This window comes from Bacteroides cellulosilyticus DSM 14838 (genome assembly GCF_000158035.1).
GTDB lineage: Bacteria > Bacteroidota > Bacteroidia > Bacteroidales > Bacteroidaceae > Bacteroides > Bacteroides cellulosilyticus.
Genome location: NZ_EQ973489.1, coordinates 370,782 through 383,536 on the forward strand (window position 1 = coordinate 370,782; position 12,755 = coordinate 383,536).

Here is a 12,755-nt window from a genome sequence, read left to right on the forward strand (position 1 = left end):
GAAGTAATGTCGGAGAATCTTTGGAAAGTAATAAAAAAGCAGGGTTTTTAACCCTGCTTTTTTAATGATGCTTGGATATCATCTATTTCTGCGCGGAAAGTTTTGTCTACTTCCCGTAATTCTTTAATGGTTTTGCAGGCGTGCAATACGGTTGCGTGATCTTTGTGGCCTATTAATGCGCCTATCTTAGCCGTCGAAAAATCTGTATAGGATTTAGCGAGAAACATGGCTATCTGGCGTGCCTGTACCACTTCGCGTTTTCGTGATTTAGTATGGATGGTAGCGGTATCCAGTGAGAAATGCTTGCATACCACGTTGATGATGTCATCAACGGTAATAGATTTACTTTCACTTTTTACTACCTTCCGTACAATGCGTTGTGTCAGTTCCAGATCAATTTCCTTATTATATATAGTAGAATGTGCCATGATGGAGATGACGATACCTTCCAGGTCACGCACGCTGTCACCCACATTTTCTGCAATATAATCGATTACTTCCGGAGGGAACTGTAAACCGTCACGATGTATCTTATTGCGCAGGATGTTCTTGCGTAATTCTACGGTTGGTCTTTCCAGTTCAGCTACCATACCCCATTTGAAACGGGTGATGAGTCGTTCTTCCATGCCTTGCAATAATACGGGAGCACGGTCTGAAGTCAGGATAAGCTGTTTACCGTTTTGGTGTAAGTGATTAAAGATATGAAAGAATGTATTCTGTGTTTTGGTAACACCGGCAAATTCTTGAATATCATCGATAATCAATATGTCAATTGATTGGTAGAAGTTGATAAAATCGTTTGTAGTATTGTTACGTACAGAGTCGGTATATTGTACCTGGAACAGATGTGCCGATACATATAGCACTCTCTTGTCCGGATAGAGTTCTTTGATTTTTGTGCCTATAGCATTTGCAAGGTGCGTCTTTCCCACGCCCGATGCTCCATAGAAAAACAGCGGATTGAAAATTGTTTTCGCCGGGTTTTGAGCGACAGCTTCTGCTACACTGCGTGAAAGTTTGTTGCTATAGCCTTCTATAAATGTTTCGAAGTTGTATTCAGGATTCAGATGAGGATCTAAATCTGCAATAGGAGCTTGCGGTATTTCTCTGCCGATTACCTTTTTCTGTGGAATAATAGTGCGGGGAGTAGATTCGAGATTGACGGTAGTACGTGAACTCTTATCCACCATAACATTATACAATAACTTGGTGCCATCACCAATAACTTTATATAGAGTTTTACGCAACAAGTCAACAAACTTGTCCTCCAAAAACTCATAGAAGAACTGGCTGGGTACCTGTACGACCAGCGTCTTGTCCTCATATTTTAAAGGTATGATGGGGAGAAACCATGTTTTGTATGTCTGCTCCGGAACATTGTCTCTGATGATTTCAAGACAGCGGTTCCATAGCCCGACATGATTTAATTCACTCATAACGGCTTTAAATACATTTATTAATTAAGCAAAACTTCTACGCATGCAAAATTCGCAATCTTATTTGAGAAAAACAAATGTGTTTTTTCTTGCTTTTTATCTAAAAACAATAATCTCTTTACTTTCAACTACTTATCTTGTTTCATGTAAATAGCCCCACAGGGAGGCTATTGCATTTTTATAAGTATCTGTATTCTAGTGTGATATATAAGAAAGGGATAAGTTTTTTAACTTTTCAAATAATCTGACAGATGGGAATACTTTAGTTTCTACATGGACTTACTGAGGCTTTTTCTTCCAATTCTGTTTGCTCCTATTATTTAGACTTATTCTATTTAAAGAGATTTTTCCTACTTATCTTTTTTGCCGAACAGGGAGAAATGAACATACCTTTTCGGATGTGATTTCAGGTCTTCAAGAAGGCTGGCAGCATTGGCTGTTGTAGCATTCAAATTATTGTAAAGCGATGGATCGTTTAACAACAAGCCGATTGTATTGTCTTTCCTGCCTAATTGGTCTGTAATCATTTTTACATTTGCTAAAGTCGAATCTATTCTGGCAAATGCGGCAGCGTAATCTATTTCTTTCAGATTATCACTGACAGTGACGAAATTATCTCCTATGGTGTTCAGCTTTTTAGTAAGCTGGGGAATATCTTTACTCATAATGGCCTGTAACTGTCTGCTGGTGATTTCCATGCTTGCCATTGTGTTTTGCACGCTGTGCAGTGTACCGGGAATTGCCGGGTCTCCAAGGATTGTATTCAGTGAAGCAAGGATAGAGTCTAGCTTGGGAAGCATCTTTTCTACCTGAGGCATGATGGTGGCTACCTGGTCCATTACACCATTGTTGACATTGCCTTGTAGGGTATCACCTGTCAGATACTTCTCGCGTGGATTATTGGCAAGTAGTAAGTTCATTTTTACACCACCCATCAGTTCGGAGGCTAATTCGGCGGTACTGCCTTTAGGAATACGCAGTTCCGGGTCTACATCTATTTCCGCTACCACTTTTCCCGGTTCATTGTAGTCATAATAAAGGTCGCGTACAATACCTACACGAAAGCCATCGGCAAAGACCGGACTTGATTTGGTCAATCCATTAATGTTATGGAACTTGACGTAGAAATAGTTGGTAGGCTTAAACATATGAATGCCTTTCAGGTAGTTAATACCATATACCAATATGCAGAGAGCAATAATGCCCGCAATTCCTATTCTAACTTCTTTAGTAAGATACTTCATCATGATGTTATAGTCTTATTATTTATTTCTTTTCTTTTTAAATTCTTCGATAGCAGCGCTGACGCTTGTCTTCTTTCCGTTTTTGAAAGCGATGATAAATGCGTCTTTGAATTTTGGTGCTATCTCCCGTTTAGTTCGTAATACCTTATTATAATCGGTCGATGCACCGTATGTGTATTTACAAAGTCCGCCTTCCTGATAATACTCTACACCTTTCAGCCCTTTTAGTCGTTTGTCATTGGCGGCAAGCGGACGGGAAGAAGTAAGTATTTGTATTTTAAACACTGGAGCAGCACTATCGGTTTGCCTGTCAGCTACTTTTTCTGTATTTTGTTTGGTTTCGGTGTTATTGGAAACGGGGGATGCAGGTATCTCTTCTTCTACCCTACCGGCATCCGTATCCTCCGGTAATAGGGTGCGGCTGCTTCCTGTCATCCGTATTTCATGTTCACGTTTATAAGACAGGAAAGCACGGAATATTCCGTTGGCAAGTGTGGTGGTTCCCGCTTCCGAATTGAGATAACGTTCTTCTTCCGGATTGGATATGAAACCGAGTTCTACCAGGATGCTGGGCATGGCACTTGCTTTCAATACAAGAAACCCCGCCTGGTGTACACCACGGTCTGCACGCTTACAGGTATGGCGGAATTCTTTCTGTACCAATGAGGCAAGGTGTACGCTCTGAGACATATATTTATCTTGCATGAATTCAAAGATGATATAAGATTCGGCTGAGTTTGGATTGAATCCTGCGTACCGCGTCTTGTAATCACTTTCGTATAAAATTACGGAGTTCTCCCGTTTAGCGACTTCTAAATTGGCATCCGACTTGGCTAAACCGAGCGTCCATGTAGAGGCTCCTTTAACTGTTTTACCGCCCGCTACGGAATTGGTATGAATGGAAATGAATAAATCAGCTTTAGCATTATTGGCTATTTCCGCACGTCTGTCAAGTGGGATAAATACATCTCTTTCACGGGTATATACCACTTTTACATCAGGGCAATTCCTTTTTATCTGTTTGCCTAATTTGAGGGCAACATTCAGGTTGATAGTCTTTTCTTTGGAGATTCGGCCTAAAGCACCAGGGTCATGGCCACCATGTCCGGCGTCAATAACGACAACGAAGTCTTTTGCTTCGATGCTGGTAGTGCAAAAAGGAGAGATGAACAGCCCGAAGCAAATACAGATATATAATATGTGTCGTTTATATAGTTTCATACCCAAAAGTCGTTGCAAATGTAGTGGAAATTTATAGAAAACTCACGTTTTACATGAAGTTTTGTTACTTTTCCCCAGGATTTGTGAGAGATTTCTTTAAAACAGACTAACTTTGCACCCGCAAATTAAATAGAAAAAAGGTATGTTAGTTCGTTTTCTTAAGAACTGGACATTGCCACTGGCGATGCTTTCAGGTACTTTGGGATACTTTATTCTCGCAAATGTCCCTTTCTTGGCGCCTACCAAACCATATATTAATGATTTGATTGCGTATATTACTCCACTGCTGATCTTTGCCCAACTGTTGCTTACTTTTTGTAAAGTAGAAAAACTGAATGAACTGAAACCTAAAGCATGGCATGGCTGGTTGCTGCTGTTTCAGACAATTTCATGTCTGGCAATTGCCGCTTTGCTGGTATGCTGTCCGATGGATGAAATATATCGGGAAGTATTTGAGGGGGCGATGGTTTGTGTGATTTGTCCAACTGCTACTGCAGCGGCTGTCATCACTGGCAAGTTGGGAGGCAGTGCATCTACGTTGACTACTTATACCTTATTGTCTAATTTGCTGGCGGCAGTGGCGGTTCCTTTGGTTTTTCCGTTAGTGGAGCCTCATGCTGACATGACTTTCTTTGCTGCTTTCCTGAAAATCCTGAGTAAAGTGTTCCCGTTGTTGTTGTTCCCTTTTTTCCTGGCGTGGTTTCTGAGAGTGTTTATGCCCCGTGTGCACCATTTTTTATTGGGTTTCCATGATCTTGCTTTTTATTTGTGGGGCGTAGCGCTTGCTATTGTATCCGGGCAAACTGTTCGTTCCCTGGCAATCAGTGATGCACCGGTTTCGGTGGAAATACTGATAGCCTTTGCCGGATTAGTGGCTTGTTGCCTGCAATTCTTTCTGGGTAAGAATATAGGTGGACGTTATAATGACCGTATCAGTGGCGGGCAGGCACTGGGACAGAAAAATACGGTTCTTGCTATCTGGATGGCATATACTTATCTGAATCCACTTTCCTCCGTGGGACCGGGATCTTATGTCTTGTGGCAGAATCTGATCAATAGCTGGCAGCTATGGAAAAAGAGAAAGAGGGAAGAGGAAGAAGCGCAACATTAACGCAACAGCAATTCTTCCTCGTTATATCTTGGCCTGTTCTTTACTTCAATGTAGATTTTACCGATATATTCGCCTACAATTCCCAGGGATACCAATATTGTACCACCTACCAGCCAGAGGGAAATCATCAGAGATGACCATCCGGGCACAGTGTCGTGGAAGTAGTAAGCGCGTAGCGTCCAGATAGTTACGCATACGGCTATCAGTATAAAAATACAGCCTAGCCAGAAAACCATGCGCACAGGTTTGACAGAAAAAGATGTGATTCCGTCGATGGCAAAGTTTAACATCTTCTTGAATGGATATTTCGACTCTCCGGCAAAACGCTTGTCGCGATTATAGTAAACACAGGCGGTTTGGTAACCGATGAGAGGCACCAGCCCGCGCAAATAGAGATTGCGCTCGCGGAAACGGCAAAGTTGTTGGATAGCACGGCAACTCATCAAGCGATAATCCGCATGGTTATAAACCGACTTTACTCCCATTATTTTCATCAACTTGTAGAAAGCGAGGGCAGTGCTACGTTTGAAGAAAGTGTCGGTTTTACGTTCCCGGCGTACACCATAAACAATGTCACATCCCTCTCGGTAGCGTTCGAGCATTTCGGGAATGGCGTTGACGTCATCTTGCAAGTCGGCATCTATGGAAATGGCGACATCACATCGTTCTTTGACGGCATTCAGTCCGGCCATGAGTGCATTTTGGTGTCCCACATTTCCGGCTAGGTTCAGCCCACAGGCATAGGGGGTATTTTGGTGTAAATCCTTGATGATAGGCCAAGTCTGATCTGTACTGCCATCATTTACATATAAGATATAACTATCCTGAGAGATGTGTCGTTCTGCTATCAGTTTATCCAATAGGAGACTGAGTCTTTTATGTGTTTCGTGTAATACAGCTTCTTCTTTGTAGCAAGGTACTACGATAGCGAGTACTGGAGATTTTTCCATAATCAATTATTCTTTTTGCAATATTCGTAAGAAATCGGGAGAAAAACAAATTATCTTTCTTTGTATTTGAAAACAAATCTCACTAGCAGGAAGTTTACCGGGATAGCGATGGTAAATACCGGTATGGGGGCGAAGGGTTTGGAAAAGCCTAACCAAAGGAACAGATTCAGTAAACTTATATGTAGGATATAGTTGATCAGATGGGCTCCCCCGAAGCCAAAAGCTTTCTTCCAGGATGGCTTCTTTCCGAAGGTAAAAAGGGCTGTCAGATAAAAATTAGCAATAAAGCTGAGTATATAGCCTATGCTGTAGGCTATATTTACATTGATGAATCGCTGGAATATAAAATATAAACCATAGTGCAGAGCGGTTGCAAAGACGCCTACCATAATGAAACGAATAAATTCCGGCAGTTTTTTCAGTCTCTTCATATTCATAGAATTGAGAAGGCAAAGTTAGGGATTGTTGCAGAATAATTCGTACTTTTGCGCACAGAAATCACTAAAAACAGAAATATATGTCAGATGATAGGAAGAAAGCGTTCTGGTTTATAGCGCTACTCAGTATGCTTGTGATACTCCCTTTTCTGGGAGAAACCATTTTCTATTCTAAAGGGGAACCACGTGAGGCCATTGTTGCCTTTTCTATGTTAGAGAGTGGTAACTGGATACTTCCGGTGAATTATGGTACCGACATGGCTTATAAGCCTCCTTTCCTCTACTGGGCCATCGCTGCCATCTCTTCCCTTTTTGGAGGAGTGTCAGAGTATTCATCCCGTCTGCCGTCTGCTATTGCATTCCTGGCTATGCAGTTGGTGTTCTTCTCTTTTATAGCAAAACGTAAAGGGGTAAAAACGGCTTTTCTGACTTCTATTCTTCTTCTGTCTTCTTTTGAAGTACACCGGGCAGCGGTGGCGTGCCGTGTAGATATGTTGCAAGTGTCGCTTATTGTTATTTCATTGTGTTTGCTGTTTCGTTGGGATGAGAAGGAGTGCCGCGGTATTCCCTGGCTGGCTGTTTTACTGATGGGCTGTGCCACATTGACCAAAGGACCGGTAGGTTCTATATTCCCATGTGTCTGTATCGGTCTTTACCAGTTGTTACGTGGACGTTCTTTCTGGAAGACATTCTTCTTGTTATTGCTTGTAGGAATCCTTTCTCTGATTCCTTATGCAGCCTGGGCGGGCGCGGCTTATGCACAAGGCGGACAGTCTTTTGTCGATTTAATGTTGGAAGAGAATACCGGTCGCTTCATGGGAAAGATGTCCTACGGATCACATGAGAATCCGATATGGTATAATTTCCTGACTGTTATCTGGGGCTGGATACCCTGGACTTTGGTATTGCTGATCTCTCTCTTTGGACTGAAGTGGAAAAACATGCGTGTGTTACCTGAGGGGACATCTTTCGGCGAACGTATCGGGAAAGCCTGGAAAAAATTCCGTTCACAGTCGCCCTTGCAATTGTTCACATGGGTGGTAATTCTCTTTATTTTCATATTTTATTGCATCCCCAAGAGTAAACGTAGCGTTTATCTGCTTCCCATCTATCCATTTATGGCAGTGCTGATAGCTGAATATTTATTGGCTTTGGTGCAGCGTGGGGCAAAAGTGTTTAAAATCTCTGCACATATATTTGCGTCTCTGTGTTTGATACTTACGGTAACTTTCATAGCGGTACGTTTAGGACTGATACCGGATAGTCTTTTTGGAACCGGCCGTCATGCTGCTGAAAATGTATCTTTTATGCATGCTTTGGAAGCGGTTTCTCTGTCTATTCCTAAATGGTGTCTGGTGGCGCTTCCTTTGATAGCGGCTGCCTGCACATGGATGGGAGTAGCGAAGCGGGCCGGCGCTTACTCCTTATTATACAGTATCGCCGGATGTATGCTTTGTCTTTTTGTTTCTCTGGATGGGGTCTATCAACCTACAGTGTTGGCAGTTAAATCGGACAAGCACCTGGTTAACCAAATCAGGGAATATGTGCCGCAGGGAACAGTCTACTCATATGATGGTATGAGCTTCTATTGTGCAAACTTTTATATGAATGATCAGATGCGTCATTTTGAGAAGGATTTGCCGTCCGGTGAGGGATATGTTGTTTTGCCGGAGAGAGGAAAAGAACTGTTGTTTGAAGAATTTGGAAATACATACGACTTTGAAGAGATTTTCCTTACGAAGAAGCGCAGTTGCGATTTGCGTGATGAGATTTATATGTATAAGTTTAAAAAGAAATAAATGTCACCCGTTACAATCATCGATAAATATTATCCGGAGGATAATGAACGTAAGCACATCTTGTTGGTGCATAGTCGTTTGGTGGCCGAGAAGGCTCTTTCAATTGCTGATCACCATCCGGAGCTTCAGTTGGATAAAGACTTTTTATATGAAGCCGGCATGCTGCATGATATAGGCATCTTTCTGACTAATGCTCCGGGTATCTTCTGTTTTGGAGATCAGCCCTATGTCTGTCATGGCTATTTAGGGGCGGATCTGATGCGTCAGGAAGGATATCCCCGTCATGCATTGGTATGTGAAAGGCATACGGGTGCAGGGCTATCTTTGGACGATATTATTTCGCAAAAGCTGCCAGTACCTCATCGGGATATGCTCCCGATTAGCCTGGAAGAGCAAGTCGTTTGCTTTGCCGATAAGTTTTATTCCAAGACTCATCTGGAGCGGGAAAAAACAGTGGAGAAAGCCCGAAAAAGTCTTTCTAATTTCGGCAATGAAGGTTTGAAACGTTTTGATCGCTGGTGCGAACAGTTCTTGTAGCAATCTAAATTTCTTTAAAAAGGGAGATTATCCGTATAATTTACGTACTTTTGCCCCTTCAAGCGGAAACTATAAGTTGATTACGCCATTGAAAGCAAATACATTCATATCATTCATACTACTACTTGTCTTACTCCTGCTCTCCGGCGAGGCTTTTTCGCAACGTCGGCGTGGAAGAACTGTTCCCACAGGAAGCGAGCGGACAGATACCTTTAATATAGAAGGTGTACAAAGAGGAGACACTTTGTTGAAGGGGGATACTCTGCAAAACGATACGATACAATTGCAGCCTGCCGGTAAGAAAAAGCAGCCTTTGGATGCTCCGGTGATTTATGAAGCTACTGACTCTATTGTGTTCACTCAGAATGGCATTGCCAATTTATATGGAGATGGGAAGGTGAACTATCAGAAGATAGAGCTGGCTGCCGAGGTGATTACTATGAATATGGACAGTAGTACGGTTTTTGCCCATGGTGTGGAAGACTCATTAAAAGTCATAAAAGGAAGACCGGTCTTCAAAGATGGCGATACACCTTATGAGACGAATACGATTCGGTATAATTTTAAGAGTAAAAAGGGGCTGATCAGTAATGTAGTCAGTCAGCAAGGCGAAGGGTATGTGACTGGTAATAATGCTAAGAAGGGTATGAACGATGAGCTGTACATGAAGAGTGGCCGTTATACTACCTGTGATAATCACGATCATCCTCACTTCTACATGCAGATGACCTATGCCAAAGTACGCCCCAAGAAAAATGTAGTGACGGGCCCTGCTTATCTGGTTATTGAGGATGTCCCGCTACCTCTTGCCGTACCGTTTTTCTTCTTTCCTTTCTCCAGTAGTTATTCATCGGGTTTCATCATGCCAAGTTATATGGATGACTCTACCCGTGGATTTGGTTTGACGGATGGCGGTTACTATTTCGCTATCAGCGATAAGATGGATTTGAAGCTGCGCGGTGATATCTTTACAAAAGGCTCCTGGGCTTTGAATGCGGAAACCAATTATAATGTTCGTTATAAATTCTCCGGTCTGTTTCAAGCTAGTTATCAGGTGACTAAAACCGGTGATAAAGGCTTGGATGACTATGCAGTAGCAAAAGACTTCAAAGTTGTTTGGTCACATCGCCAGGATCCCAAAGCCAGCCCAAATTCGTCATTCTCGGCCAGTGTGAACTTCTCGTCCAGTAGCTATGAGCGTACTAATATCGGTAATATGTACAATTCGCAGGCTATGACGCAGAATACCAAAACATCCAGTGTCAGCTATTCACGTAACTTCCCCGATCAGAAACTTTCTATTGCAGCTACCGGTAATATTGCACAAAACATGAAGGACTCTTCGATTGCTGTAACTTTACCGGATTTGAACATTACCTTGAGTACTATTTTTCCTTTCAAACGGAAGAATGCTGTAGGTAATGAGAAATGGTATGAGAAGATTTCTCTTCGCTATAGTGGCCGCCTTTCTAACAGCATTACTACGAAAGATGATCTTCTGTTCAAATCCAATCTGGTGAAGGACTGGAAGAACGGAATGAAACATGAAATACCTATCAGCGCTACGTTTACATTGTTCAAGTACTTCAATGTAACTCCATCGGTGAGTTATACGGAGCGTTGGTATACACGTAAGGTGATGAAAGACTGGGATCCGAATATAGGTACCAGTGGGCGGGAAGTAGAAACTGATACTATTTATGGTTTCCATCGAGTATATAACTATAGTGCCAGTCTGGGTGTTAATACAAAAATTTATGGTATGTATAAACCTTTGTTTATGAAGAAAAAGGAAATACAGATTCGACATGTCATAACTCCTTCTGTCAGTATCAGTGCAGCTCCTGACTTTGGTTCTTCCCGCTATGGTTACTATGATACTTATATTAAACCCAATGCTGATGGAACACAAGATACGATCACTTATTCTCCATATGCCGGACAAATGTTCGGAGTGCCTGGACAAGGAAAATCTGGAAATATTTCATTCCAGATATCCAATAACTTGGAAATGAAATATAAGGATAAGAATGACTCAATACGCAAGGTCAGCCTGATTGATGAGTTGGGTGCGAGTATTTCTTATAATACGGCTGCTAAGGTGCGTCCATGGAGTAACCTGACATTAAATTTGCGTTTGAAATTGAGTAAGAACTATACCTTTAGTATGAGTTCAGTCTTTGCTACTTATGCTTATACCTTTGATAAAAACGGTAGGGTTGTAACGAGTGACCGCACGGAGTGGTCTTACGGACGTTTTGGACGTTTCCAAGGCTATGGGAACTCTTTCAGTTACACGCTTAATAACGATACATGGAAGAAGTGGAAAGCATTTTTTACCGGAGAGAAGAGTGAGGATGATGGAAAAGGAAACGAACAGACTGATGCGGACAGTGAAAGTAACGAAACTGATGATGCGGGAACAAGTAATACGCCTACCAAGCGGAAGAAGGAAAAAGCTGCTGTAGATGATGACGGTTATCAGGTTTTCAAAATGCCTTGGTCTATAAATCTGAGTACAGGCTTTAATATAACAGAAGATACCTCCAGACCAATCAACAGAGAGAGCATGCGTTATCCTTATAAGTTTAGTCTGAATGCGCTTAATATTAATGGTAATGTTAAGATTTCCAATAAGTGGGCAGTCAGCTTCAACTCCGGTTATGACTTTAATGCTAAAAAGATAGTGCAGACTTCTTTCAATATAACGCGTGACTTGCACTGTTTCAGTATGTCTGCCAGTCTTTCTCCATTTGGTACATGGAAGTACTATAGCTTCGTTATCCGTGCCAATGCCAGTATTCTGCAAGACTTGAAATATGATAAGAAGAGTCAGACACAGACTAATATTAAATGGTATTAAGAATCCATTTGATATTCCTTTTACTGCATTTGCTTTTTCATAAAAATATCCTCTTCTATACTGTTGAAACGATTTATTTATCGGAATGCTTCAGTGTAGAAGGGGATATCTTTATTTCTGATTAGGAATTGCTTTTTACCATGCTATTTCTTGTTCTCCATGTTCTTTCAAATAGGCATTCGCTCTGCTAAAATGCTTATTTCCAAAGAAACCATTGTAGGCAGATAGGGGAGAGGGATGCGCAGAAGTCAGAACAAGATGCTTGCTCCGGTCGATGAATGCACCCTTACGCTGTGCATAAGATCCCCAGAGGATGAATACGAGGTGTTCACGCTGTTCGGCAAGGACACGTATGGCGGCGTCCGTAAAAGTCTCCCAGCCGCGGTTCTGATGAGAACCTGCCTGATGGGCACGGACAGTTAGGGTTGCATTCAGGAGCAGGACACCTTGCTCGGCCCAACGGGTCAGATTTCCAGTGGTGGGAGCATCTGTACCAATATCATCTTTTATTTCTTTGAATATATTAATCAATGAAGGAGGGAAACGAACTCCATCGTTCACAGAAAAGCATAAACCATGAGCTTGTCCGGGACCATGGTAAGGATCCTGACCGATGATAACTACTTTCACCTTATCGAATGGGCAAAGATTAAAAGCGTTGAATATGAGCTTTCCCGGAGGGTATATTGGATAATGACTGTATTCTTCCCGTACAAAATCCGTTAGTGTATGAAAATAATCTTTTTCAAATTCCGGTTTCAAACGTGCTTTCCAACTTTCTTCTATTTGAACGTTCATAATTTTGTGTGTTAAAAGTTTCGGATGCTAAGATACAATTTTAATCTGATTTCTGTAATAGAGCATTCTTTTTATTTCTTCGAACAGAGATAAACAGAAAAGGCAGAAATCATAAAATCTCTGCCTTTTCTATTTGTACCTGGATATCAAATCAAGTAAATATTGTGTTCCTTACATTCTTCACGCATATCTTCCGGCCAGATACTGGCTTGAATTTCGCCGATATGAGCTTTTCTTAAATAGAACATACAAAGACGTGATTGACCGATACCACCACCTATAGAAAGGGGCAATGTGTCATTCATCAGGCGTTTATGGAAATAGAGTTCCAGTCGTTTTTCTTCTCCCTCTTGTTTCAG

Annotated in this window: 10 protein-coding genes and 1 pseudogene; 4 read left to right on the plus strand and 7 right to left on the minus strand. The window is 41.8% G+C overall.

The features are described 5' to 3' along the window. Positions 1-47: 47 nt before the first annotated feature. The 3 genes from dnaA to BACCELL_RS04155 form a co-directional block, all read right to left on the minus strand. Positions 48-1,436, minus strand: coding sequence for a chromosomal replication initiator protein DnaA (gene dnaA / locus BACCELL_RS04145; protein ID WP_007210310.1), 1,389 nt, complete (start codon positions 1,434-1,436; stop codon positions 48-50). 350 nt (positions 1,437-1,786) lie between these two features. Next, a complete protein-coding gene (locus BACCELL_RS04150) occupies positions 1,787-2,680 on the minus strand; it encodes an MlaD family protein (protein ID WP_044153322.1) in 894 nt (297 codons plus the stop codon). 18 nt (positions 2,681-2,698) lie between these two features. After that, complete coding sequence (locus BACCELL_RS04155; RefSeq protein ID WP_007210312.1) at positions 2,699-3,901, minus strand: N-acetylmuramoyl-L-alanine amidase family protein; 1,203 nt, start codon at positions 3,899-3,901, stop codon at positions 2,699-2,701. A 142-nt stretch (positions 3,902-4,043) separates the two neighbouring features. Here BACCELL_RS04155 and BACCELL_RS04160 point away from each other — a divergent pair, with 142 nt between their 5' ends. Next, positions 4,044-5,012 carry a hypothetical protein gene (locus tag BACCELL_RS04160; protein ID WP_007210313.1) on the plus strand — a complete coding sequence of 323 codons (969 nt, stop codon included), beginning with the start codon at positions 4,044-4,046 and terminating at the stop codon, positions 5,010-5,012. Here BACCELL_RS04160 and BACCELL_RS04165 read toward each other — a convergent pair. Both BACCELL_RS04165 and BACCELL_RS04170 read right to left on the minus strand, forming a co-directional pair. Further along, on the minus strand, positions 5,009-5,962 hold the full coding sequence (locus BACCELL_RS04165) for a glycosyltransferase family 2 protein (RefSeq protein ID WP_007210314.1): 954 nt from the start codon (positions 5,960-5,962) through the stop codon (positions 5,009-5,011). The genes BACCELL_RS04160 and BACCELL_RS04165 overlap by 4 nt on opposite strands. Before the next feature lie 50 nt (positions 5,963-6,012). Then, the gene (locus BACCELL_RS04170) at positions 6,013-6,393 is read right to left on the minus strand and encodes a GtrA family protein (RefSeq protein WP_025726020.1); all 381 of its coding nucleotides are present in this window, start codon (positions 6,391-6,393) and stop codon (positions 6,013-6,015) included. An 86-nt stretch (positions 6,394-6,479) separates the two neighbouring features. Between BACCELL_RS04170 and BACCELL_RS04175 the strand changes: the two genes are divergently transcribed. The 3 genes from BACCELL_RS04175 (at position 6,480) to BACCELL_RS04185 (ending at position 11,598) form a co-directional block, all read left to right on the plus strand. Next, complete coding sequence (locus BACCELL_RS04175) at positions 6,480-8,198, plus strand: ArnT family glycosyltransferase (protein ID WP_007210316.1); 1,719 nt, start codon at positions 6,480-6,482, stop codon at positions 8,196-8,198. Further along, entirely contained in the window at positions 8,199-8,735 is a 537-nt protein-coding gene (locus BACCELL_RS04180; protein ID WP_007210317.1) for an HD domain-containing protein, read from the plus strand. It abuts the gene before it with no gap. A 79-nt stretch (positions 8,736-8,814) separates the two neighbouring features. Beyond that, a complete protein-coding gene (locus tag BACCELL_RS04185) occupies positions 8,815-11,598 on the plus strand; it encodes a putative LPS assembly protein LptD (protein WP_025726023.1) in 2,784 nt (927 codons plus the stop codon). Between the two features lie 135 nt (positions 11,599-11,733). Here the strand turns inward: BACCELL_RS04185 and BACCELL_RS04190 are convergent, their stop codons facing one another. Together BACCELL_RS04190 and BACCELL_RS04195 are read right to left on the minus strand one after the other, a co-directional pair. Then, a complete protein-coding gene (locus tag BACCELL_RS04190) occupies positions 11,734-12,396 on the minus strand; it encodes a uracil-DNA glycosylase (protein ID WP_007210319.1) in 663 nt (220 codons plus the stop codon). Between the two features lie 146 nt (positions 12,397-12,542). Then, positions 12,543-12,755 (minus strand): annotated as a pseudogene (locus tag BACCELL_RS04195) (aspartate--ammonia ligase); the annotation flags it as partial.

Coding starts and splice junctions, on each gene's coding strand:
- BACCELL_RS04165 (WP_007210314.1), bottom strand. CDS start 5,962: ATGGAAAAATCTCCAGTACTCGCTATCGTAGTACCTTGCTACAAAGAA.
- BACCELL_RS04180 (WP_007210317.1), top strand. CDS start 8,199: ATGTCACCCGTTACAATCATCGATAAATATTATCCGGAGGATAATGAA.
- BACCELL_RS04160 (WP_007210313.1), top strand. CDS start 4,044: ATGTTAGTTCGTTTTCTTAAGAACTGGACATTGCCACTGGCGATGCTT.
- BACCELL_RS04170 (WP_025726020.1), bottom strand. CDS start 6,393: ATGAAGAGACTGAAAAAACTGCCGGAATTTATTCGTTTCATTATGGTA.
- BACCELL_RS04175 (WP_007210316.1), top strand. CDS start 6,480: ATGTCAGATGATAGGAAGAAAGCGTTCTGGTTTATAGCGCTACTCAGT.
- BACCELL_RS04150 (WP_044153322.1), bottom strand. CDS start 2,680: ATGAAGTATCTTACTAAAGAAGTTAGAATAGGAATTGCGGGCATTATT.
- dnaA (WP_007210310.1), bottom strand. CDS start 1,436: ATGAGTGAATTAAATCATGTCGGGCTATGGAACCGCTGTCTTGAAATC.
- BACCELL_RS04155 (WP_007210312.1), bottom strand. CDS start 3,901: ATGAAACTATATAAACGACACATATTATATATCTGTATTTGCTTCGGG.
- BACCELL_RS04190 (WP_007210319.1), bottom strand. CDS start 12,396: ATGAACGTTCAAATAGAAGAAAGTTGGAAAGCACGTTTGAAACCGGAA.